Origin of the sequence: Paraburkholderia silviterrae, assembly GCF_004353915.1 — a bacterium.
Lineage (GTDB): Bacteria > Pseudomonadota > Gammaproteobacteria > Burkholderiales > Burkholderiaceae > Paraburkholderia > Paraburkholderia silviterrae.
This window is the reverse complement of sequence record NZ_SMRP01000001.1, coordinates 16,433-38,180: the sequence shown is the minus strand read 5'-3', so window position 1 is coordinate 38,180 and position 21,748 is coordinate 16,433. Positions and strand designations below refer to the sequence as shown.

19 protein-coding genes are annotated in these 21,748 nt (G+C 66.1%); 7 read left to right on the top strand and 12 right to left on the bottom strand.

What is annotated here, in order from left to right; translation table 11 throughout:
• Nucleotides 1-139 precede the first annotated feature (139 nt).
• Both EYW47_RS00175 and EYW47_RS00170 read right to left on the bottom strand, forming a co-directional pair.
• Nucleotides 140-772 carry a 2OG-Fe(II) oxygenase family protein gene (locus EYW47_RS00175; protein WP_133192874.1) on the bottom strand — a complete coding sequence of 211 codons (633 nt, stop codon included), beginning with the start codon at nucleotides 770-772 and terminating at the stop codon, nucleotides 140-142.
• A 92-nt stretch (nucleotides 773-864) separates the two neighbouring features.
• Nucleotides 865-2,682, bottom strand: a complete 1,818-nt coding sequence (locus EYW47_RS00170) for a tetratricopeptide repeat protein (RefSeq protein WP_240763470.1) — start codon at nucleotides 2,680-2,682, stop codon at nucleotides 865-867.
• Between the two features lie 237 nt (nucleotides 2,683-2,919).
• On the opposite strand from EYW47_RS00170, the gene EYW47_RS00165 reads away from it, so the two are divergent.
• The 5 genes from EYW47_RS00165 (at nucleotide 2,920) to EYW47_RS00145 (ending at nucleotide 7,776) form a co-directional block, all read left to right on the top strand.
• Nucleotides 2,920-4,323, top strand: a complete 1,404-nt coding sequence (locus EYW47_RS00165; protein WP_133192873.1) for a GGDEF domain-containing protein — start codon at nucleotides 2,920-2,922, stop codon at nucleotides 4,321-4,323.
• Nucleotides 4,324-4,555: 232 nt separating this feature from the next.
• On the top strand, nucleotides 4,556-6,421 hold the full coding sequence (locus tag EYW47_RS00160; protein WP_240763469.1) for a putative bifunctional diguanylate cyclase/phosphodiesterase: 1,866 nt from the start codon (nucleotides 4,556-4,558) through the stop codon (nucleotides 6,419-6,421).
• 174 nt (nucleotides 6,422-6,595) lie between these two features.
• Nucleotides 6,596-6,913 carry a hypothetical protein gene (locus tag EYW47_RS00155; protein ID WP_133192871.1) on the top strand — a complete coding sequence of 106 codons (318 nt, stop codon included), beginning with the start codon at nucleotides 6,596-6,598 and terminating at the stop codon, nucleotides 6,911-6,913.
• A 328-nt stretch (nucleotides 6,914-7,241) separates the two neighbouring features.
• Nucleotides 7,242-7,487 (top strand): type II toxin-antitoxin system ParD family antitoxin, encoded by a 246-nt coding sequence (locus EYW47_RS00150; protein ID WP_133192870.1) that lies wholly within the window; start codon nucleotides 7,242-7,244, stop codon nucleotides 7,485-7,487.
• On the top strand, nucleotides 7,477-7,776 hold the full coding sequence (locus tag EYW47_RS00145) for a type II toxin-antitoxin system RelE/ParE family toxin (protein ID WP_133192869.1): 300 nt from the start codon (nucleotides 7,477-7,479) through the stop codon (nucleotides 7,774-7,776). Before EYW47_RS00150 ends, EYW47_RS00145 begins: the two co-directional genes overlap by 11 nt.
• Before the next feature lie 13 nt (nucleotides 7,777-7,789).
• Here the strand turns inward: EYW47_RS00145 and EYW47_RS00140 are convergent, their stop codons facing one another.
• The 7 genes from EYW47_RS00140 to EYW47_RS00110 form a co-directional block, all read right to left on the bottom strand.
• Nucleotides 7,790-9,427, bottom strand: coding sequence for an AMP-binding protein (locus EYW47_RS00140; RefSeq protein ID WP_133192868.1), 1,638 nt, complete (start codon nucleotides 9,425-9,427; stop codon nucleotides 7,790-7,792).
• Nucleotides 9,428-9,521: 94 nt separating this feature from the next.
• Nucleotides 9,522-9,938 carry a RidA family protein gene (locus tag EYW47_RS00135; protein ID WP_133192867.1) on the bottom strand — a complete coding sequence of 139 codons (417 nt, stop codon included), beginning with the start codon at nucleotides 9,936-9,938 and terminating at the stop codon, nucleotides 9,522-9,524.
• Nucleotides 9,939-10,002: 64 nt separating this feature from the next.
• Nucleotides 10,003-11,202: an acyl-CoA dehydrogenase family protein gene (locus EYW47_RS00130; RefSeq protein WP_240763516.1), complete on the bottom strand. Its 1,200-nt coding sequence runs from the start codon at nucleotides 11,200-11,202 to the stop codon at nucleotides 10,003-10,005.
• 16 nt (nucleotides 11,203-11,218) lie between these two features.
• Nucleotides 11,219-12,076 (bottom strand): enoyl-CoA hydratase family protein, encoded by an 858-nt coding sequence (locus tag EYW47_RS00125; RefSeq protein ID WP_133192865.1) that lies wholly within the window; start codon nucleotides 12,074-12,076, stop codon nucleotides 11,219-11,221.
• Nucleotides 12,077-12,132: 56 nt separating this feature from the next.
• On the bottom strand, nucleotides 12,133-12,693 hold the full coding sequence (locus EYW47_RS00120) for a MarR family winged helix-turn-helix transcriptional regulator (protein WP_133192864.1): 561 nt from the start codon (nucleotides 12,691-12,693) through the stop codon (nucleotides 12,133-12,135).
• Nucleotides 12,690-13,475 carry an SDR family NAD(P)-dependent oxidoreductase gene (locus EYW47_RS00115; RefSeq protein ID WP_205709998.1) on the bottom strand — a complete coding sequence of 262 codons (786 nt, stop codon included), beginning with the start codon at nucleotides 13,473-13,475 and terminating at the stop codon, nucleotides 12,690-12,692. The genes EYW47_RS00120 and EYW47_RS00115 overlap by 4 nt, the downstream gene beginning before the upstream one ends.
• Nucleotides 13,472-15,862 carry a bifunctional salicylyl-CoA 5-hydroxylase/oxidoreductase gene (locus tag EYW47_RS00110; protein ID WP_133192862.1) on the bottom strand — a complete coding sequence of 797 codons (2,391 nt, stop codon included), beginning with the start codon at nucleotides 15,860-15,862 and terminating at the stop codon, nucleotides 13,472-13,474. Before EYW47_RS00110 ends, EYW47_RS00115 begins: the two co-directional genes overlap by 4 nt.
• Nucleotides 15,863-16,336: 474 nt before the next feature.
• Between EYW47_RS00110 and EYW47_RS00105 the strand changes: the two genes are divergently transcribed.
• Nucleotides 16,337-17,425, top strand: coding sequence for an OpgC domain-containing protein (locus tag EYW47_RS00105; protein ID WP_133192861.1), 1,089 nt, complete (start codon nucleotides 16,337-16,339; stop codon nucleotides 17,423-17,425).
• A gap of 54 nt (nucleotides 17,426-17,479) precedes the next feature.
• On the opposite strand, the gene EYW47_RS00100 is transcribed toward EYW47_RS00105, so the two are convergent.
• Nucleotides 17,480-18,265 (bottom strand): SDR family oxidoreductase, encoded by a 786-nt coding sequence (locus tag EYW47_RS00100; RefSeq protein WP_133193579.1) that lies wholly within the window; start codon nucleotides 18,263-18,265, stop codon nucleotides 17,480-17,482.
• Between the two features lie 298 nt (nucleotides 18,266-18,563).
• Between EYW47_RS00100 and EYW47_RS00095 the strand changes: the two genes are divergently transcribed.
• Nucleotides 18,564-19,580 (top strand): ProQ/FINO family protein, encoded by a 1,017-nt coding sequence (locus EYW47_RS00095; RefSeq protein ID WP_133192860.1) that lies wholly within the window; start codon nucleotides 18,564-18,566, stop codon nucleotides 19,578-19,580.
• 111 nt (nucleotides 19,581-19,691) lie between these two features.
• Here the strand turns inward: EYW47_RS00095 and EYW47_RS00090 are convergent, their stop codons facing one another.
• Nucleotides 19,692-20,462 (bottom strand): transglycosylase SLT domain-containing protein, encoded by a 771-nt coding sequence (locus tag EYW47_RS00090; protein ID WP_133192859.1) that lies wholly within the window; start codon nucleotides 20,460-20,462, stop codon nucleotides 19,692-19,694.
• A 126-nt stretch (nucleotides 20,463-20,588) separates the two neighbouring features.
• Nucleotides 20,589-21,485 (bottom strand): fructose bisphosphate aldolase, encoded by an 897-nt coding sequence (locus tag EYW47_RS00085; RefSeq protein WP_133192858.1) that lies wholly within the window; start codon nucleotides 21,483-21,485, stop codon nucleotides 20,589-20,591.
• Nucleotides 21,486-21,748 lie beyond the last annotated feature (263 nt).

Genomic DNA, 21,748 nt, shown 5'->3' with positions numbered 1-21,748 from the left:
CGCGAAGAAGTGCTGCATCTCGCGCCCGGCCGGCGGCGTTCCTGTAAGCACTTGCAGTGCTAAAGGGGTCAAGACCGTGCACACCGGTGCGATCGCGCCGATTTTTCGGGCGAAGGCTCGCGCTCAGCGGCACCCAGTTTCAGTTGCCCCAGAGTGGCGGACTCATGGTGGTGTCGTAGTCGTCGAACATGATGTTGAAGCTGACGCTCACACGTGCTTGCGCGCTCGTATTGGCCGGCACCGAATGCGCTAGCCAGGCCGGAAACACGAGCAACGTGCCTTCGCTGACTGGCAATACCACCTGATCGGTGTTGTAAGCCGTCAGCTCCGTGACGGGTGGACGAATCACCGTCGTCTGTGGGCGCGGATCATGGAAACGGATCGTGTCGGCACCGGCCTGGGTGCGCAGGTAATACACGCCGCTCAGGAAATTGTTGGGATGGCAGTGCATCGCGTGTGCCCCGCCCGGATCGAGTACGTTGACCCAGCATCCGGTGAGGTGAAACGGAGCGTCGGCGACTTTGAGAAACGTCAGTACGTCGCGTGCAGCCCGTTCGATGTGCGTGGTCAGCACGGCAAACTCTGGCTCTTTATGTTGCTGGTGACCCGATTGCCATGCGGCGCCGGTACGGGTGCCGCCGCCGCTGCGCACCAGCATGTCGACATACGCCATCAGCTCCCGGTCAAGCGATTCGTAGCACTCCTGTTCGAGGCGACGACACCATACGAAAGTCGGAAAAAGTCGGACGATATCCGGGGCGGAGGCTTCCATTGCCGGTTGCGCAACGCGCTAGTCGGGATGCTCATCCATCACTATAGGCGCGCAACCGGTAAGCGCGTGGTTCTCGCTGCTTGTATCGCGGTCTATTGCGCCTGAGTCGAATCGAGCAGCTCGTCGGCCTCGCGATGCAATTCGTCGGCTTCGGCCGAACGTTGTGTGTGGCTGAGCAGCGTGCCGAGATTGCGCAAGGTACGCGCTTCATCCTGCCGCCAGGTGAGCGGATCGTCGTGTGCGAGTTTGCGGTACAGATCCAGCGCACGGCGCCACGCTTCTTCCGCTTCGCGCGGCCTGCCCGTGAGGCTGTAGAGCACGCCCAGATTGTTCAGTATCCGCGCCTCGTCAGGCTGGTATGTGGCAGGCGCGTTGCGCGCGAGGGCGTGAGTGATCTGCAGCGCTTGTTGATCTGCCTGCAATGCCCTGGCCGGCTGCCGTTCGAGACGGTACAGCACGCCCAGATTGCCCAGCGTACGCGCCAGATCGGGCTGGTAGAGCGCGGGGCTTTCGCGCGCGAGCAGTTGACGGATCTTCAGGGCTTCCAGGTAAGCATGCTCGGCTTGCGGCAGCCGCTCGCTTGCACTGTAGAGGTTTCCGAGGTTGTTCAGCGTGCGCGCGAGCGCCGGACGCCACGCGGCGGGGTTCTCGTGTGCGAGGGCGCGCTGGATGCCGAGCGCTTCGAGATACGCGAGTTCCGCGTCGCGCGTGCGCTGTGTCGCGCTGTAGAGGATGCCGAGGTCGTTGAGCGTCGTCGCGACCGCGGGCCGGTACGTGGCCGGGTCACGCTGGGCCAGCGCGCGGTCGAGGCCGAGAGCCTCGCGCCACGCGTCTGCCGCGTCCTGCAGACGTTGTGTATCGCGGTACAAGGTTGCGAGGCTGTCAAGCGTGTTGGCCACTGCGGGACCGTAGGCAGAAGGATTCACATGCGCAAGCGCCCAGTAGATTTCGAGCGCGCGCAGCCATGCGGCTTCGGCTTCCTTCGGCTGCTTCTGCAGCAGATACAGGCTGCCAAGCTTGTCGAGCGTACGCGCGATGGCGGGCTGCCACTCGGCGGGCTTCTGTTGCGCAAGCGTCCGATACTGAATCAGCAACGCGCGATACAGCGGCTCCGCGCGCTCGGGTTCGTGCTGCACGAGCAGTGTGTCGGCGAATGCAGTGGCGATGTCCATATCGTCGGGTTGCAGCGCATGGGCCTTTTCCAGGTAGGGCAGCGCGTTCCATGGCATGAAGCGGAGCAGTTCGATGCTCGCCGCTTCGTAGTTGCGCGCCGCGGATAGCTGGGCGGTGCCCGGTGCAACACCTGCAAGCCGCATCAGCAGCGCCGATGCTCTATCGAGATCGAGGCGCTTCGCGGCTTCGTCGAGCTGCAGTTCGGTGGGATTCGTGCTGCGCGTGACCGACAACCTGTGCAGCAAATCTTGATAGCGCGCGCTCCATTTCGAAGCTTCGCTTGCGGGGTCGATATCGGCGTGCGTCCTGATCTGCGATGCGAGGCTTTCGAGGATCGATTCGAAGTTGATGAATGTGGCGTCGTTTGCGGGTTGGTCCTGGTCGGTCTGCGAGAAGACCGCGTGCAGCATCACGTTGGCCGCGCTCGCCAGCGCAACGCGTTGCGCGGCGGAGAGCCCGTCGCTTGTCACAGCGCGGTTCAGGCGCTCAGTGGCGCGCGCTAACGCGGGTGCGGAGAGCGTGCAGCGGGTCCGCACTTCGAGTCCAGCCTTGACGTCGACCGCGGAGAACGACGGCACACACGCACCGGCTCCCCCCGCAGCGGCGCATGCCATGGACAGCGCCGCTAACGCGATGCCGCACAGAATCTTGGGCGCACTCATTTCCAGCCAGGCCTGCACGATGACTGAGACAGCATTGCGCAGCGCATTGCTTCGCCTGGAATGCTGGCGTGCCATCGTGTGTACCTATTCTATCGAATGGCGTTGAGCCATTTTGGGGCGCGGCAGCTTGCCTTGTCAGATGAAATGCTGCGCCTATACTTTTTAATTGCCTGAGGATTGACCGGTTATTAGAGGGCCCCCGATTCGATGGTGCCTTGCGACGCGGGCAGCGGGGCGGACCTGGTTCAGGTTCGCGGCCTGCAAGTCAGGACCATCGGCGAAACGGTAGTGAACACCAAAGGGAGATCGCGGATGAATGCCACCATTGCTGCGCGCGAGCCGCAGGCGCTGGTCAGTTTCGTCACCAGGGTCTACGCCCGCTTCCTGCTGATCGGCTTTGCACTGTTGCCCGCTTACCTGATTGCCTATCTGTACTTCTTCCAGAATCCCGCGCTCAAATTCGAAGATCATCTGTTTCACGAGATCGCGATCGCGGCCGCAACGCTCGAAGGGCTGTTCGTCGCCTACGTAACATGGCAGTGCTACCGGTCCTCCGGCGAGCCACTGCTACGCTGGCTGACGTTAGGCTTTCTAGGCTTCGTGCTCATCTATGCGCTGCACGGCATCTTCACCGGCATGGCGCATCACAACATGTGGCTGTTCCTGCTTTATGGTCCCGCGTCGCGCTTCGCGATGTCGGCTTTGCTGTTGGCGGGGCTGCTGACGTATAACCACCCGCCCGATAGCACCGCGAAGCGTTCCGAACCGCGCGGCTGGCTCGCGTGGATCGCGGTGTTCCTGGTTGCGGACCTGGCGGTCGCCTGGGTGGCGTATTCCCCGTTCGCCGGCAGCCTCGCGGTTCGTCTCTCGATGGAAGGGGGCGCGATGGTGCTCTCCGCGCTGAACGTCGCGGCGCTGATGCTGCGGCGCATCCGTACGCCGCTGATGGTCATCTACGGCATTTCGATCACGTCGTTCGCGCTGGCCTCGCTCGCCTTCATCCTCGGGCGGCCGTGGAACCACATGTGGTGGCTCGCTCATGCGATCTTCGCCGCGGGCTTCTTTCTGCTCAGTTATGGTGTGGTGCAGGCGTTTCACACCACGCGCTCGTTTTCGAACATCTATAGCCAGGAAGAACTGATGGCGCGGCTTGCCGAGGCCACGGCGCGTACCGAAAGCGCGCTGCAGGAACTGCAGCGCACCAATGAGAAGCTCAAGCACCTGGCCGCCACCGATCCGCTCACTGGCGCGGCCAACCGGCGCCAGTTCCTCGAGCGTGTGGAAGCCGAAATCGGACGCGTGAGGCACGGCGGCGCGACGTTTTCCCTGCTGGCGCTCGACCTCGACAATTTCAAGGCCATCAACGACGCGTATGGGCACCTGGCCGGCGACGAGGTGCTGCGCGAATTCGTGCACAAGTGTCTCGATGCGATTCGCCCCTATGACGGCGTCGCGCGCGTGGGGGGCGAGGAATTCATGGTGCTGCTGCCGCAGGCGGGTCTCGACGCGGCCCTTGCGATTGGCGAGCGCATCCGCTCGTCGATCGCCGGCAGTGCGTTCAACGCCGGCAGCGGGAAGCCGGGCGAGGTGACCGTCAGCGTCGGCGGCTCGCAGTTCGGCCGCGACGGCAACACGATCGACACGATCTTGCGCGTGGCGGACGAGCGGCTGTACAGCGCGAAGCATCTGGGGCGCAACCGGGTCGTCATCGCATAGGGATCGGTGCCGGATCAGTCTTGCCCGCAGCGCCGGCAGCCATGCCGTGAGCTCACGATAAACGTGGATTACGGGCCGCGCGAGATTCACAATGCGCGGCTCGCCGGCAGGCCAGAGCCAACTATACTGGTATCGTCTGACGAGACGGACATGTCCCGCGCGCTCGAAAGTCCCGTGCAACGCTGCCCGGGCGGCGTTGCCGACCCCGCCTCGTCATTCAGAGGGGGTGATCATGGTTTCGGCTCACAACGTGCCGCACTGGCCGTCGCGGCGACGCACGCAACGCGTCGGGCGCACCGCGACAGCAACAACCACGAAGGGGCTGCCCGACCCCGGACATGGCTCGAAAGCCGCCGTCGCTGCCGGCATCAGCGCCGTTGAGGAGCGCACCGATGCGCTCGACGAAGCGAACAGCATCGCGGCAAACGGTCCGGTCGTGTTTTACCGCCTGCGTGGAGAGCCCACACTGCCGCTCCTCGAGATCTCGCACGACATCACCCAATTCGGCCATGACCGTGACGCACTGATGGCTTCGCCTGCAGGGCTGCCAGTGCTTGTCGACCCGCGCGACTGGCCGCGAGTCGAGACGGCCATGGCACGCGTGCTGGACAAACGCGTCACGCAGGCATGCGTCGAGTTTCGCCTGCGCACGGGAGACGGCAACTGCCGCTGGGTCGAGAACCGGTTCACGGCCGTGCGTGACGCAGACGGACGGCTCATTGAAGTGGAAGGGATCATCCTCGACCTGACCGCAATGCGGGCAGCGGAGGAAAAGATCGCGCGGCTCACGGGCACCGATGCACTCACCGGACTGGCAAACGCGTCGGCCTTCACGCACCGGGTGCGCCATGCTTTCGCGGCCGCTGAGCGCGGCGCGCTTCCGTTTGCAGTCCTTCATTTGGGCCTCGATCATTTCGGATCGGTCAACGACACGCTCGGGCAGCCGCTCGGCGACCGGTTGCTGCAGGAAGTCGCGAAGCGCCTGAGGGTCTGCGTGGGCGAACGCGACCTCGTGGCCCGGCTCAGCGGCGACGAGTTTGCCGTGCTGCAGACCGAAGCGGCCGAGGCACTCGACGCTGGCATGCTGGCGCAGAGGATCGGGACGGCACTGGCGGCGCCCTGGTGCATCGGTGGCAACGAAGTCCGGATGACCACCAGCATCGGCGTGTGTCCCGGCGTCCGGGGCAGCGGCAGCGCGCAGGAACTGCTCAGGCAGGTCGACCTGGCGCTCCAGCGCGCCCGGCGAGGGGGCGGCAACCGGTATTGCTTCCCCTCGGGCAGGCTCGATCAGGCCGTGCGCGAAACGACAAGGTTGGCTCAAGACCTTTGCGGCGCGACGGATCGCGGCGAGCTGGAACTCCAGTACCAACCCGAGGTGGAGTTGTCGTCGGGGAACATCATTGGCATGGAAGCGCTGGTGCGCTGGCATCACCCGACACGCGGCCTGCTCGGGCCGGACGCATTCATGCAGCTCGCCGAGCACACCGGCAACATGGCGGCGCTCGGCCACTGGGTGCTGGATGAAGCGTGCCGCCAGATGCGGGCATGGCGCGACGAAGGGATTGCCCCGCTGATGATCGCAGTCAACCTGTCCTGGTGCGAACTCCTGAACGGGGAGGTTTTGGTCCGCGACGTGGCCGGAACCCTCGCGAAATGGCGGCTGGCCCCGTCCGATCTGGAGTTCGACGTGACCGAGGCAACCCTGACCCGGCTCGCGTGGGCGCGCAACGACGTGCTCCGCGCGCTGCGCAAGCTCGGCGTGAAGATCGCCATCGACGGCTTTGGCAGCGAATTCGCGACTTACGACTATGCCCGGACCTGGCAGGTGAATCATCTGAAAGTCGCCCGATCGGTCACCCAGCGCCTGACCGGCGATGCCCCGGGCGCGGCGACGATCCGGGGTATTGTCGACGTGGCACGCGAGGCTGGCATTGGCGTGATTGCACAGGGCGTGGAGACCGAGCAACAGCGTCTGCTGCTCGCAGGCACCAATCGGGCGACGAGAGCACAAGGCTTCCATTTCAGCCGCCCGGTGGGCGCCGCGGAAGCGGGCAGGCTGCTGCGCGAGGGCCGCATCGCTGGATCGCCGGGACGGTGAAGACGCGTCATTGGCCGTTTTAAAAAGCGCTTCGAAATCCTGATGAAAGTGGATCGCCTGCGGATTCCGGTGATGGAATCAAGGGGCACTTGGTGAAGCCGCTCAGGAAGCGCGCAGCGTCTTTACGCCGGGATTACACTGGCACAAAGCAAGTGCCAGCTAGAGGAGAAAGCCATGACTGACCTCGGCCCGGAAAGTACGTTTCGGGGATTGCCACTGACTGCTGAGCAGGATGCGGAAGTGAGGCACTACATCAAGGTGCAAATGCAGCATCACCTTCCATGGGACACGCCCGAGCTGCGCGCGATGCTCAGGGACATGATGCGGCCCCCCGAAGTCATTGACGAGGATGCTGACGTCGAGGAAGACGAAGCAAGGGCGAGCGCTGAGCGCGCGAGGGCATCGGTCGATGACGTGATCGAGCCGGACGAGGCGAGCGAGGAATGGCATGCGGCCATCGACTCGGAACACATGAAACATCCCAGGGACTGAACGGTTGGGCGATTTGCGTCGCCATCCGCACTCTAAATCTCAACATTATATTAATAATGTCAAACATGTGGAGGTTGATGATTAATTTTCTAACGGTTTACGTTGCATTACTTATCAAAAACCTTGGTTTCAGCTGCCTTTGGTGTATGTGATCGACGCAAGAGCGCCGACACAGCTTTAAGGGGCGCTCGGCAGCTCGGCGCACTGCGGGAGCAAACCAGCGAGCAAGAAAGCGAGATTTCATTGGCGGGAATCGGACAACGTCCCCTGAGAGTTCTTCGAATACCAAAGTTTGGTATATGATGAGGCGGCTGAAGAGGAGAAAGTCATGCCGCGCAACACATCCATTTCTCTGGGCGACCATTTCGCCGAGTTTGTCGACGCTCAGGTCATCTCCGGGCGCTATGGCTCCGCGAGCGACGTCGTGCGCGCAGGTCTGCGACTGCTGGAGTCTCACGAGACGCAAGTCCGGGCGTTGCAGGAAGCCCTGAAGGCCGGCGAGGGTTCGGGCGACCCCAAGCCGTTCGACAGTGAAGCTTTCCTGGCCCGCATGCGGACCACATATGGCAGCTAAGGGGCGGCAGGTCCGGCTGACGCCGCTGGCCGAATCCGACCTGGAGGAGATCTGGCATTACACCTTCAGCCAGTGGTCGATGGATCAGGCCGACAGTTACCACCGAGATCTGATTTCAACGATTGAAGCGCTAGCGTGCGGTACCAAGGTTGGCCGCATTTGCACCGTGCGGGATGGCTACTGGCGCTATGCGGCCGGTTCACATGTCATCTTCTACCGCGAAGCGGCCCAAACGCTCGACGTTATCCGGATACTCCACCAACGGATGGATGTCGAGCGCCACCTGTAGCATTCCAGCTCCATCACATCGTCTTCAACGCCGAGCGCTTGAGCTTGCCGGTCTCGGTTCTCGGCAGCGCGTCGATAAACGCGACCAGGCGCGGATACTTATAAGCCGCCACCGCGTTCTTCACGAAGCTCTGCAGCTCGGCCACCATGGCGTCATTGCCCTCGAAACCGGGGCGCAGCACGACAAAAGCCTTCACCACCTGTCCGCGCAATTCGTCGGGCACGCCTGTCACGCCGCATTCCGCCACCGCAGGGTGCTGCATCAGCACGATCTCGATCTCCGGCCCGGCAATGTTGTAGCCCGACGAGACGATCATGTCGTCGGCGCGCGCCTGATAGAACACATAGCCGTCGGCGTCGATGGTGACGGCGTCGCCGGGCAGGTTCCAGCCGTCGCGCACGAACTTCATCTGCCGCTCGTCGGCCAGATAGCGGCAGCCCGTCGGTCCGCGCACCGCGAGGTTGCCGGTGACGCCGGGCGGCACCGGCTGCATCGCGTCGTCGAGCGCCTGCACGACATAGCCCGGCACCGCGCGGCCGATCGAGCCGGGCCGCACGTCGCCGCCCGCCGAGGAAATGAAAATGTGGATCAGCTCGGTGCCGCCGATGCCGTCGATCATCTCGATGCCCGTCGCGTCGCGCCACAGGTCGCGCGTGCCCTGCGGCAGCGCCTCGCCGGCCGATACCGTCTTGCGCAGGCTTGAAATGTCGACGTCCTTTGCGAGCGGTGCCATCTGCCGGTAGAAAGTGGGCGCCGTGAACACCGTCGTCGCGCGAAAACGCTCGATGGTCTGCAGCAGCAGCGCGGGCGTGAGCTTTTCGATCAGCACCGTGGAGGCGCCCACGCGCAGCGGGAAGCAGAGCAGGCCGCCCAGCCCGAACGTGAACGCGAGCGGCGGCGTGCCGCAAAACACGTCGTCGGCCGTGGGTTTGAGCACGTGGCGGGGGAACAGGTCGCACATCGCGATCACGTCGCGATGGAACTGCATGCAGCCCTTGGGCGTGCCCGTCGTGCCGCTCGTGAAGGCAATCAGGCAAACGTCGTCGCTCGCCGTGTCGCACGCGGTGAATTCAGCGGGCTTGGCCGCAGCGCGACTCTCCAGGCTCCCGGGTGCGTCGTCGTGGAAGTAGCACACCTGCGCGAGGTCCGCGCAGAAGAATTCGTCGTCGGGATTCATGCAGCGTGCGAGCTCGTCGGCGAGGCGCACGTCGCACAGCGCCGCGCTCACGCGCGCCTTGTCGGCGATCTGCTTGAGCTCCTTCGCGCGCAACAGCGGCATGGTCGGCACGACCACGAGCCCCGCCTTCAGCGAGGCGAGCAGCGCGACCGCCATCTGCAGCGTATTGGGGCCGCGCAGCAGCACGCGATTGCCGGGCTTCAGCCCCATGTCTTCCACCAGCACATGGGCGCTGCGGTCCACGAGCGTGCGCAATTGCGCATAGGTGGTCGCCTGCGGCTTGCCGTCGACTTCGGACCAGATGGCCGGGCGCTCGCCGTGCCCGGCCTCGATGGCGCGGTCCAGCAACTCGGCCGCGCAGTTCAGACGCGCCGGGTAGGCGACGTCGGGATTGTCGAGCAGCAGCACGGGCCACTGCGCCTCGGGCGGCAGGTGATCGCGTGCGAAGGTATCGACGTGAGCGGTCGGTTGCATGGTGTCTCCGGCTTGGCTGTGAACAGTCTCTTGTGGTGTGCTGTTGCTGCGTGCGCGGCCTATGCGTCGCTTATGGGGTCGCTTATTGGCTCGCTTATTGGTTCGACAAGCGGGCGTCGTCGGGAATCACGGCCGTTGCCTCGATCTCCACCTTCGCGTCGTCCTCCATGAGCGCCACCACCTGGATGGCGCTCATGGCGATGTCGTAGTCGCCGATCAGCTCGCGAAACGCCGCGCCGACCTCCTTGAGCGATGCCATGTACTCCTTTTTATCGGTGACATACCATGTCAGGCGCACCAGATGCTCGGGCTTGCCGCCCGCCGCTTCGAGCACGGCCACGATGTTGCGCAGCGCCTGCACGGCCTGCGCGCCGAACTCGCGGCTCGTGAAGCGCGCGTTCTCGTCCCAGCCGATCTGGCCGGCGATGTAGACCTGGGTGCCCACGGCGGCGACGCCGTTGGCATAACCGCGCGGCTTGACCCAGCCTGCGGGAAGAAGGGCTTGTTTCATGATTGTCTCGTGTCCGGTTTGCGTGCCTGGTTTTACGTGCATTGGTCGGTGCGGCGAACCATGTTCAAGCCGCGGGATGTTCCGCGTGGTACGCCTTGAGCAGGTCGCGTCCGACGATCAGTTGCTGAACCTCAGTCGCGCCCTCGTAGATGCGCAGCGAGCGGATCTCGCGATAGAGCGATTCCACGATGTTGCCGCTTTGCACGCCCATGCCGCCCCAGAGCTGCACGGCCGCGTCGATCACCTGTTGCGCGCCCTCGCTCGCATGCCACTTCGCCATGGCCGCTTCGCGCGTAACGCTCACGCCCTGGTCGCGCAGCCAGGCGGCGCGATAGACGAGCAGGGCGCTGCTGTCGATGGTGAGCGCCATCTGTGCGAGCTTCGCCTGCGTCAGTTGAAAATCGCCGAGCGTCTGGTTGAACATCCGGCGCGACGCGGCGCGCGCGAGGCCTTCGGCCATGGCGCGGCGCGCGAAGCCGAGCGACGCGGCGGCCACCGAGGTGCGGAAGATGTCGAGCGTGCGCATGGCGATCTTGAAGCCTTCGCCCGGCGTGCCCAGCATCTGGCTCCGCTTCACGCGCGCGCCGGTGAAGCGCAGGCGCGCGAGCGGATGCGGCGCGATCACGTCGATGCGCTCGGCAATGTCGAGCCCCGGCGTGTCGGCGTCCACGACGAACGCGCTGATGCCGCGCGCGCCCGGCGCTTCGCCGGTGCGCGCGAAGACCACATAGAAGTCGGCGATGCCGCCATTCGAGATCCACGTCTTCTCGCCGTCGAGCACGTAGTCCTCGCCGTCGGCGCGTGCGGCCAGCGCCATCGCGGCGACGTCGGAGCCGGCGTTCGGCTCGGAGAGCGCGAAGGCGGCGATCGCTTCGCCCTGTGCGACGCGCGGCAGGTAGCGCGACTTCTGCGCGTCGTTGCCCGCGAGCGAGATCGCGCCCGAGCCGAGGCCCTGCATCGCCAGCGCGAAGTCGGCGAGGCCCGAATGCTTCGCGAGCGTCTCGCGCAGCAGGCACACGGCGCGCGTGTCGATGGTGTCGCCGTGGCCGCCGTAGGCGGTGCCGCCCACGCCATAGCGCAGCCAGCCCGCCGCGCCGAGCTTGCGCACGAGCGCGCGGCAGGTGTCGTCCACATTGTCGTGCGGGACGTGCGCGAGATGCTCGCGCGCCCACGCCTCGACGTCGGTGGCAAGCGCGCGGTGGCGTTCTTCGAAGAACGGCCACGCGAGCGCGCCGTGCAGCGTGTTCTCAGCCGCTGCGCTCAATTGCGTATTCACTTGCTTAGTCCCCCTTGAAAACCGGGCGCGTCTTCGCCGCGAAGGCTTCATAGGCGCGGCCGAAGTCGCGCGTTGCCATGCAGATCGCCTGGGCCTGCGCTTCCGATTCGATCGCTTCGTCGATGCTCATGGTCCATTCCTGATGCAGCATCGTCTTCGTGATGCCGTGCGCGAAGGTCGGGCCCGCTGCGAGATCGGCCGCGAGCTTCTGCGCCTCGGCGAGCAGCGCCTCCGGTTCGCACAGGCGGTTGTAGAAGCCCCACGCATGGCCTTCCTCACCGCTTGCGGAGCGGCCCGTGTAGAGCAGCTCGGCCGCGCGGCCCTGGCCGATGATGCGCGGCAGGATTGCGCACGCGCCCATGTCGCAGCCCGCGAGGCCCACGCGCGTGAAAAGGAACGCGAGCTTGCTGCGCGCGGTGGCATAGCGCATGTCGGAGGCCATCGCGAGAATCGCGCCCGCGCCCGCGCACACGCCGTCCACGGCCGCGATGATCGGCTGCGGGCAATGGCGCATCGCCTTCACGAGGTCGCCGGTCATGCGCGTGAACATCAGCAGCTCCGGCATCGGCAGGTCGATGAGCGGCGCGATGATGTCGTGCACGTCGCCGCCCGAGCAGAAGTTCTCGCCCGCGCCATGCAGCACGACGGTCTTCACGTCGGTGGCGTAGGCGAGTTGACGAAACAGGTCGCGCAGCTCCGCATACGATTCGAACGTGAGCGGATTCTTGCGCTCGGGGCGGTTGAGCGTGATCGTCGCCACGCGGCCCTCGACCGACCAGCCGAAGTGCTTTGCCTCGTAGCTGGCCAGCGTCACGCGGTTGCCCGCGAAGAGCGCGTCTGCGCTGGAGCGTTCTGTCGTCAAGGTGTGTCTCCTTCCTGGTATCTGCTTCGTGCTGCTGGTTTGCTGGTCCGTGCGCGTCAGCCTTCCAGGCCGTCGCGCAGATGTTGCTTGAGCTTGCCGAGGCGCTCGTGCATCTTCGACTTTTCGTCGAGCGAGAGGCCGCCGAACATCTCCACCACCCACTGCTCGTGCGCGGCCGCCATGCGGTCGAACGCGGCGCGGCCCTCGGGCGTGAGGCGCACGGCGATCGAGCGGCGGTCCTCGGGGTCGGCGTCGCGCACGACGAGGCCTTCTTTCTGCAACTGGTCGGTGATGCCGGTGACGTTGCCGCCCGTGACCATGAGGCGGCGCGAAAGCTCGGTCATCCGCAGCCCTTCGGGATGACGCTCGAGCTGCGCCATCAAGTCGAAGCGGGGCAGCGTGGTGTCGAATTCGGTGCGTAGGCGCCGGCGCAGCTCGGCTTGCACGAGGTTCGTCGTGGTGAGCAGGCGCAGCCACAGGCGCAGGCCCATGTGGCTATCGGCGCCGGTGCTCATTTCCATGTCGACGACGTTCTCCGCGGGGTTCGCTTCGCCCTTGCGCGCCGACTTCGTGGCAGGCGCCTTGCGCTCCTTGTGTTTCGGCACGGGCGAGGTCATGTGATTTCTCCACCGGAAACGGATATCGATTGCCCGGTGATCGCGGACGATCCGGGCGCGCACAGCCACAGCACCGCGTTGGCGACTTCCTCCGGCTGGACGAAGCGCTGCTGCGGGTTGTGGCGCACGAGCAGGCTGCGCGCCTCGGCCTCGCTGCGCGAGGTCTTGCGCGTGATCTGGTCGAGCGAAGCCTGCAACAGTTCGGTCTCCGTATAGCCGGGGCACACCGCGTTCACCGTGATGCCCTGCGTGGCCACTTCGAGCGCGAGCGCGCGCGTCATGCCGATCACGCCGTGCTTCGAGGCGCAATACGCGGCCACATACGGATAGCCGACCTGGCCCGCGGTGCTCGCCACGTTGACGATGCGCCCGCTCTTGCGCGCGAGCATCGCCGGCAGCACGGCGCGCGTGCACAGGAACACGCCCGTGAGGTTTACGTCGAGCATGCGCTTCCAGAGTGCGAGATCGGTCTGCGCAAAGGGCGCGGCAGTGGCCTGGCCCGCGTTGTTCACGAGGATGTCGATGGCGCCGAGGCCGTCGGCGGCACGGGCGAACGCGGCGCTCACGGCGTCTTCGTCGGTCACGTCGACGCTCACGCAGGCGATGTTTTCGCCGCCGCCGAGCGTCGTGCGTTGAACTTCGAGCTTCGCCGCGTCGCGGCCCATCAGCGTGACGCGCGCGCCCGCGCGCAGCAGCGCGGCGGCCGCCGCCGCGCCGATGCCGCTGCCGCCGCCGGTCACGACAGCGTGGCGATCCTTCAGCGTATCGTCGCTCATGCTCACACCGTGCCTTCGGCGCGCTGCGCCCGTTCGAGCGGCGAGAGACCCGCGGCGGCGGCTGCCGCCGCGCGCTCGCGCTCGATGTTGCGCTCGAGCTGGGTCTTGGCGGCCGTGTACTGGTTCGGCCACTTCACATCGAAGTAGCCGATCTTCGCGGCTTCGTTGAGCGTCCACGCCGGATTCGCGAGGTGCGGACGCGCCACGGCGCACAGGTCGGCGCGGCCCGCCGCGATGATGCCGTTCACGTGATCGGCCTCGGAGATCGCGCCGACCGCGATCGTCGCGATGCCGGCTTCGTTGCGGATGCGGTCCGCGAACGGCGTCTGGAACATGCGGCCATACACGGGCTTTTCGTCCTTGCTCACCTGACCCGACGAAACGTCGATCATGTCCGCGCCCGCCGCCTTGAAGGCGCACGCGATCTGCACGGCGTCGTCGGGCGTGATGCCGCCTTCGACCCAGTCATGCGCGGAAATCCGCACGGAGATGGGCTTGTCCTCGGGCCACACGGCGCGGATCGCGTTGAATACCTGCAGCGGGAAACGCAGACGGTTTTCGAGCGAGCCGCCATATTCGTCGGTGCGCTGGTTCGTGAGCGGCGAGAGGAAGCTCGAGAGCAGATAGCCGTGCGCGCAGTGCAGCTCGAGCCAGTCGAAGCCGGCCTCGACGGCCATCTGCGTGGAGCGCACGAACTGCGCCTCGATCTCGCGCAGCTCGTCGGCGCTCGCCGCATGCGACCACTGGCTCACGCCACGCAGATATTGCTGCGGCGAAGCGGAAACGAGTGGCCAGTTGCCGTCGTCGAGCGGCTGGTCGATGCCTTCCCATGCCACGCGCGTCGAGCCCTTGGCGCCCGAATGGCCGAGCTGGATGCCGATCTTCGCATCGGAGTTCGCATGCACGAAGTCGACAATGCGCCGCCACGCCTGCAAGTGCTCGGGCGTGTACATGCCGGGGCAGGCGGGCGTGATGCGCGCCTCGGGCGACACGCAGGTCATCTCGGTCATCACGAGCGCCGCGCCGCCCATTGCGCGCGCGCCCAGATGCATCAGGTGGTAGTCGCCGGCCACGCCGTCGCGCGCGGAATACTGCGCCATCGGCGAGACAATCACACGGTTCTTGAGCGTGACGCCGCGCACCGTGTAGGGCGTGAACATCGGCGGTGCGGCGCGCTGGCCGGTTGCCGTGGCCGACCCTGCGACCGCATCCGAGCCCGCGCGCTGCGCGAGCCACGACTCGAAGCCGCCGAGATAATGCGCGTCGCGCTCGCGCAGGTTTTCGTGCGAGATGCGCTGCGAGCGCGTGAGCAGCGAATAGGCGAACTGCTCGGGCTCGAACTTCGCATAGCGGTCCACGTGCTCGAACCATTCCGTCGAATTGCGCGCGGCGTTCTGGATGCGCAGCACGTCGACGCTGCGCACGCTCGTGTAGTGATGGAGCGCGGCGCGCAGATTGCCCGGATGCGTGTCCATGCTGTTGGCGAGCTCGATGGCGTCTTCGAGCGCGAGCTTGGTGCCCGAGCCGATCGAGAAGTGCGCGGTATGGGCCGCGTCGCCCATCAGCACGACCGGCGTTTCTCTGCCGTCCGCGCCGGTCTTCCAGTGCACCCACTCGCGGTTCACGACGCGCGGGAAGCGAATCCACTGCGACGAGCCGCGCAGATGCGCCGCATTCGAGCGCAGCGCATGGCCGTCGAGATAGCGCGCGAACAGCTTCTCGCAGAACGCGATGCTGTCTTCCTTGCTCATTTCGTCGAGGCCCGCCGCGCGCCAGACGTGCTCGGGCGTTTCGACGATGAACGTCGAGGTGTTGTCGTCGAAGCGGTAGGCGTGCGCCTGGAACCAGCCGAATTCGGTTTGCTCGAATGCGAACGTGAAGGCGTCGAACAGCTTCGAGGTGCCGAGCCACACGAAGCGGCAATCGCGCAGGTCGACGTCGGGCTGATAGGTGGCCGCGTACTTCTGGCGCGTCGGGCTGTTCAGGCCGTCGGCAGCGATGATGAGGTCGGCGTTCTGCACGTCGTCGTCGCTCATCTGGGTCTCGAACACGAGCTTCACGCCAAGCTGCTCGCAGCGCGCCTGCAGGATGTTCAACAGACGCTTGCGGCCGATGCCGCAGAAGCCGTGGCCCGACGAGCGAATCGAGCGCTCGCGGAAATGGATTTCGATGTCGTCCCAGTGGTTGAACGCGTCGAGGATCTCGCTCGCGCTCTCAGGATCCGCCGCGCGCAGGTTGCCGAGCGTCTGGTCCGAGAACACCACGCCCCAGCCGAACGTGTCGTATGGGCGGTTCCGTTCGATCACCGTGATTTCGTAGTCCGGGTGACGCCGCTTCATCAACAGGCCGAAGTACAGTCCGGCTGGCCCGCCACCGATGCAGACAATGCGCATGCTCGCTCCCTTGTTCAGTCCGTAGGGTCAATGTAGGTCCAATTACTTTAGGTGTCAAGTAATTTACCGGCGAGCCGGGAAAGCCCTGGCGAAGGCGGCCGAAGAAGGGAACCTGCCTGTGCTGCGCGCGTCAATCCAGCGGGGCCGCGCAAGCGATCCTTACGCGCAACTTTCCGCCTGAGGGTGAAATTGCGGGCGTGTAGCGGAGTGTGCGATGCTGGAAGGGATGGCAGTGAAGGGCGTGGTATTGCGAGCTGGCATTGAATTCGCTTGGTGTAACGTCGAAAGCGTCGGGTCATTACGAGGGGCTTTCTATCGGCGACGCCATGCAATGTCGCGTACATGATCAGCAATCCTGATGAAAGCCTGACCACAGGTCCACAGCCTCGACGCACCGGCGATTCGGCCATTGGAAGCCGAGTCTTTTTTCATTACGCCAACCCTGGAACCCGACCCGAAGGGGAGTATTGATTGATGAGTCAGACACCGAAGCGATCGATCGAAATCGACTTTTTCCGCGGTTTCGCGCTGATTGCCATCGCCCTCGATCACATTCCTTCCAGTGTGCTTTCGCACGGCATGCTGCACACCTTTGCGTATTGCGATTCGGCCGAAGTGTTCGTGTTCATGAGCGGCTATGTGTCGGCGGCGAGCTGGCTCGCGATCGCCGCGAAGAAGGGCGCCTATGCCGCCAATCAGCGCTTCTGGCGGCGCGGGCGGGAAATTTACGCCGCCTATCTGTGCACGGCGGCGCTGATGCTGCTTTCCGGTGCGGCTGCCGTGGCGCTGCGCGTGGATTCGCCGCTCGTCGCGGATTCGGGCTTTCTGCGCTTCGTGGCGCATCCGTTCGCGATGCTCGGCAATATCGCGGTCTTTCGCGACCAGCCCTACCTGGCGGGCGTCTTGCCGCTCTATGTGATTCTCGTGCTCGCGCTTCCCGTGGTCATGCCGCTCGCGCGACGTTCTCCCGACGTCGTGCTGCTCGGCAGCTTCGGCATCTGGCTCGGGGGCTGCTGGCTCGTGGACTATTTGCCGACCGCGCCGGGCTCGAACTGGCCGTTCAATCCGCTCGCCTGGCAGGCCATGTTCATGCTCGGCCTGCTGTGCCGGCTCTATCCGGTGCCGGAGGCCTTCCAGGTTTCGCGGCTCGGCCGCACGTTGACGGTGCTCGCGTGCGCGCTCGTTGCTTCGTTCGCGATCGTGCGGCTCTTCATTGAAGTCGATCCGCAGCCGGGATACATGAAGCAGAACCTTGCGAGCCTGCGCATCGTGAGCTTTGCCGCAGTGGCCTGGCTTGCCGCGCAGGCGGTGCGGCTCGGCTGGATTGGCTGGCTCGCCACGCGCCTGCCGGGCGTCGTGACGGTGGGTCAGCAGGGGCTCGTGTGTTTCGTGGGCGGCGCGCTCGCCTCGAATACGATCGATACGCTGATGCGTGCCACGCATGCGAACGGCTACTTGCCCGCCCGGCTCGCGGGCGACCTGCTCGCGATCGGCGCGCTGCTGGTGCTGGCCGGCGGTGCGCGGCGATGGAAAGGGGAGCGGCCGCGCGTTGCGCTCACCTAAGGCGGCAGCGTGCTCGCAGCGGCGAGCATTGGCGCGAGCCCGCGACGCTTTTCGTCAACCCTTTGCGAGTTCGCGCACGTCGGCCGTTGGCGTTGCGCCGAACGCGTCGCTCAGCGCGTAGTCGATCAGTTGCCGCGCCGCGTGTTCCGGCGAGGCTAGCTGGCCGCTTTCCTTCAACTGCTCGAAGCGCTCGCGCAGCGGAAACTTGTCGGCGCCCGTGGCGCGTATGGTGGCCTGCATGCCGGTGTCCACCACGCCCGGCGCCACGCTGCAGATGCGCACGTTGGGTCGCGCGTCTTGCGCCACGGCACGTGCGTGATGGTCGAGCGCGGCCTTGGTCGCGCAATACACGCTCCAGCCCGCGTAGGCGCTGCGCGCCGCGCCGCTCGAAATGTGCACGATGCGGCGGTCCTGCGCTTCATCCGATGCCTCGCTCGAAGCCAGTGCGTTGGCAAGCATCATCGGCGCCGCGACGTTGAGCGTGATCGCGCGAGCGATGGCGCCCGCGTCCTGCGCGCCGAGCGGCGCGATTGGCTCGACCGTGCCCGCATTGTTGAACAGCAGCACGCACTGCGCGCCGTGCGCGAACTGGCGCAGCGCGCCGCTCGCGAGCCAGCGCTCGAGCGCGGCGGGATCGGCGAGATCGAGCTCGGTTTCCTTGAATTGCGTGGCGGACGGCGGACGCTCGCGCGCGGCAAGCGTCGGGTGCGCGCTGCGGCCGAGGCCAAGCACGTCGATCTGGCGCTCCAGCAGCAGTTCTGCGAGGGCGGCGCCGAGTCCGCGGGAATGGCCGGTCACGATGGCGCGAATCGGGGAAGGCGTAACGGTGGGAGCAGTCATGGTCTGGAAGAAAAAGCGCACGATGCTCGCGTTGGCGCGAACGTCGGCCGATGAAAAACGGGGAACAGTAGCGCCCCGGCGCGCCGATGAAAGCGGGGCGCCAGCGGGACGGCTGGGGGCATTCCGTGGCCGCCAGGGCCCTCGTGCAAGACGTATTCGGGGCCTCACGCCGGCGAATTACGCCACGCCCGATGCTTGCGCGGCCTGCCCCGAAACAGCTGCGTCGCGCGCCGGGATAAAAACACGCTGCGCGAATTCTGTATCATAGCGTCCGATCCAATAAGGAAGAGATCTGGACGTGAAAGCCGCATCGCAACAACGCCGTACCCTGAGCTTCAAAGACGGGCTTCTGGAAATCAAGAAGAGCATGGGCCTGGGTACCGAGCAGCCTCCCGAAGAACAGGCGCAGACGCCGCAAGGCCGGCATGCGCCCAAAGGAACCAAGGCGGGCGCAAAGACCGGGCCGCAGAAGGGCGCTCAGGGCCAGCGGCGCGCTCAAGGCGCGCCCGGCCACAAGGGGCCTAAAGGGTCCAATGGGCCTCGCCCCGGCGGCGCGGACGAGGCGCGTTCGCGCGCACGTCCCCAGCAGCGTGCAGAGGGGCAGGGCAAGCCAGCAGGCGAAGCCGGCGAGGCGGGTGAGAAGCGCCGCGACGCCCGCGGCCAGCAGCCGCGCCCTTCGCGCGGCCCGCGTGACGGCGAGCGCGGCGCGCAGCGCCAGCGTCCGGCACGCGCGCAGCCGTCGATGGCCAATCTGAGCGAGGCCGAAAAGGCGCGCATCGAGCGCAATCGCCAGCTCAATACGGCCTGGAACGTCTTCGCGAAGCACTATCCGGCGTTCCGCGAGCGTTTGCCGCTGAAGATCGGCGTAGTCGAGGACCTCGTCGCGCGCCATCCCGACTACGAGCGCACGCTGATCGTCGCCGTGCTCAAGCGCCACGTGAATCATCCGCGCTATCACGAGCGCGTGGCCGAGGGCGGCTCGCGCTACGAGCTGGACGGCAGCGTTTCGGAAGGTCCGGGCATCGAGCCCTCGCACGTCGGCCGCGCCAAGGCGGCGCTCGCGCACCAGAAGGCGAAGGCCGAGGCGCGCGCCAAGCCGCAGGAAGCCGCACCGGCAGCGCAGGCAGCACCGGCGTCCGAGCCGGCCGCCGCCCCCGCGGTTACCGATGCGCCCGCGCAGGATGCCGCTGCCGCAACGCAGTCCGTGGAGCATGCTGCGGCCGCGCCGCAACAGCCGGCCCAGCCGGCGCCGGAGCAAGCCCCTGAGGCAGCCGGCGAGGCGTCTGGCAACGACGGCGAGGCCCCCGCCGCGTAAGGCAGAGCGGCGCATCGGCAGGGCCGGCGCGTCCGGCCCGGCGCCGAATCGCGTCGGCCGGGCGTGCGACACAAGGCCGGCCTGTGCGCGCAGCGACCGTCGCGCCGCGTCTCAGCGTTCGCGCGAGCGGGCGTTGCTGCGCGACTCCAGCGCGCCGCGCATGGACGACGCGTCGATGCCGGAGGCGCCCGAGGCGCTCGCTGTCGAGAACGATGATGCGGATTGCAGGGATTGCGCGGAAGTTCGCGCTGCCGGCGCCGTGCCGGCTGGCGACGCCGTTGTGGAAGCCGCGGACACGTCGCTTGCCGCGATGTTGCCGGCCATGCCGGCCGAGAAAGCACCACTAAAGGTTGCCGGCGCATCCGCTGCGGCGGCGCCGGCTTGCGGCGCGCTCGCCGTGTCCAGCACGCGGCTGAATTCCGCGGCACGCATGCGGATCTTCTCCGCATAGGCCTTCGAACCGCCGTAGTTCTTCATCGCCGCGTCGAGATCGCCGCCGGCCGCGCGCTTGTAGCCGTAGAGAATCGATGAGCCCACATCGATATTGACTTCGGGGTCCGTGAGATCCTTCCCGTCGCGCAGCAGATTACGGTGTGCCGAGGGCACGACCTGCATGAGCCCGGTCGCATGGTTCGCGCCGTGCGCCTTTTCGCGAAAGCGCGATTCGATCGAGATGATGGCGAGGAGCACGGCAGGCGGCAGCGAGTATTTCTCGGCAGCCGTGGTCACGGCCTGCGAAATCTGGGCAGCCTTGTCCTTTGCCAGTCCGAATTTCTGGCTCAGGTAGGTGGGGAGCTTCTTGTCGTCTTCGGGGGGCTGCTGGGCCGCCGCGTATTGCACGAGGCCGGGCAGCATGACGAGCAGGCAGAGTAACCGCCTCATGGCCGGTCCTTTCATGAGCAAACAACAGGTGAGCGAATGAAAGGCGCACAGTATATCCGGCCACGAAAAAAGACAGCCGGGACATGGCCCGGCTGTGCATCTCAACGCGCTTCGCTCTGCGCTTGCTCAGACTTTCTCGACGGAAGCCTTGTAGATTTCGTCGATGCTCGCCGCGAGCGCGGCATCGAATTGCGTATCGCTCATCTGCCTCGTGAGGTCGTTGATGAGCGCGCGCGAGAAGCTCGCGATCATCCCGTGATTGGCCGCCAGCCGCTGGCAGGCGTCGGCGCGCGTATAGCCGCCCGAGAGCGCGACCACGCGCACGACGCGCGGGTGATCGATGAGCGGCTTGTAGAAGTCGGGCGTGTCGGGAATCGTCAGCTTGATCATGACGTTGCTCGAAGCGGGCAGGGCGTCGAGCCCCTCGAGCAGGGCGTCGCGCAGCAGCGCTTCGGCCGGTGCCTTGTCCGGCGCCTTGATCGACACCTCGGGTTCGAGAATCGGCACGAGGCCGCGCGCGCCGATCCGCTCGCCCACCTCGAACTGCTGCTTCGCGATAGCCGCGATGCCCGAAGGCGATGCGTGCTCGATCACCGAACGCATCTTGGTGCCGAAGACGCCGGCTTTCACGGCGCGCTCAAGCAGCGCGTCGAGGCCCGGCATCGGCTTCATGAGGCGCACGCCGTCCGCCTCGGCTTCGAGACCCTTGTCGACCTTGAGGAAGGGCACCACGCCGCGCTCTTCCCAAAGGAACGCGGGCACCGGCTTGCCGTGCGCCTGGCCGTCCATGGTCTGCTCGAAGAGAATCGCACCGATCACCTTCGCGCCCGTGAAGGCCGGCGCGCTGATGATACGCACGCGCATCTCATGCATGAGCCGGAACATCTCGGCTTCGCCGCTATATTCGCTCTCCGGGATGCCGTATTGCCGCAGCGCGCCAGGCGTCGAGCCGCCGCTCTGGTCGAGCGCGGCAATGAACCCCGGCTTCTCGCGCATCTGCTGCAGCATGGTGTCGTTGGCCATTTTCAAACCTCCCGAATAAAGGCGCCGGCGCGCGGCGCGGTGACGTGGGACCCGGCAGCGTGACCCGCTTCGGGCCGCATCCGATCCGGTGAGTGTACTGGCGCAGCGTGACAGCGTCTCGGCCAGTGTGTGCGGCAACCGTCTGTCGTGCGCACAGCGCGTCCGGCTGAAGGAGAAGCAAGCGAGATGCCAGCCCCCGCGTGCGCAAGCCGCACGAGCAGCACAGCCGCGAGGCGCGCAGAAACACGGCTCGCGCGCGACGG

What these genes read in the sequence shown, in the direction of transcription:
- EYW47_RS00145 (WP_133192869.1), top strand. Translation starts at nt 7,477, where the DNA reads ATGGCAGCTAAGGGGCGGCAGGTCCGGCTGACGCCGCTGGCCGAATCC.
- EYW47_RS00100 (WP_133193579.1), bottom strand. Translation starts at nt 18,265, where the DNA reads ATGACTGCTCCCACCGTTACGCCTTCCCCGATTCGCGCCATCGTGACC.
- EYW47_RS00175 (WP_133192874.1), bottom strand. Translation starts at nt 772, where the DNA reads ATGGAAGCCTCCGCCCCGGATATCGTCCGACTTTTTCCGACTTTCGTA.
- EYW47_RS00090 (WP_133192859.1), bottom strand. Translation starts at nt 20,462, where the DNA reads ATGAGGCGGTTACTCTGCCTGCTCGTCATGCTGCCCGGCCTCGTGCAA.
- EYW47_RS00150 (WP_133192870.1), top strand. Translation starts at nt 7,242, where the DNA reads ATGCCGCGCAACACATCCATTTCTCTGGGCGACCATTTCGCCGAGTTT.
- EYW47_RS00170 (WP_240763470.1), bottom strand. Translation starts at nt 2,682, where the DNA reads ATGGCACGCCAGCATTCCAGGCGAAGCAATGCGCTGCGCAATGCTGTC.
- EYW47_RS00165 (WP_133192873.1), top strand. Translation starts at nt 2,920, where the DNA reads ATGAATGCCACCATTGCTGCGCGCGAGCCGCAGGCGCTGGTCAGTTTC.
- EYW47_RS00155 (WP_133192871.1), top strand. Translation starts at nt 6,596, where the DNA reads ATGACTGACCTCGGCCCGGAAAGTACGTTTCGGGGATTGCCACTGACT.
- EYW47_RS00105 (WP_133192861.1), top strand. Translation starts at nt 16,337, where the DNA reads ATGAGTCAGACACCGAAGCGATCGATCGAAATCGACTTTTTCCGCGGT.
- EYW47_RS00085 (WP_133192858.1), bottom strand. Translation starts at nt 21,485, where the DNA reads ATGGCCAACGACACCATGCTGCAGCAGATGCGCGAGAAGCCGGGGTTC.
- EYW47_RS00140 (WP_133192868.1), bottom strand. Translation starts at nt 9,427, where the DNA reads ATGCAACCGACCGCTCACGTCGATACCTTCGCACGCGATCACCTGCCG.
- EYW47_RS00110 (WP_133192862.1), bottom strand. Translation starts at nt 15,862, where the DNA reads ATGCGCATTGTCTGCATCGGTGGCGGGCCAGCCGGACTGTACTTCGGC.
- EYW47_RS00135 (WP_133192867.1), bottom strand. Translation starts at nt 9,938, where the DNA reads ATGAAACAAGCCCTTCTTCCCGCAGGCTGGGTCAAGCCGCGCGGTTAT.
- EYW47_RS00160 (WP_240763469.1), top strand. Translation starts at nt 4,556, where the DNA reads ATGGTTTCGGCTCACAACGTGCCGCACTGGCCGTCGCGGCGACGCACG.
- EYW47_RS00120 (WP_133192864.1), bottom strand. Translation starts at nt 12,693, where the DNA reads ATGACCTCGCCCGTGCCGAAACACAAGGAGCGCAAGGCGCCTGCCACG.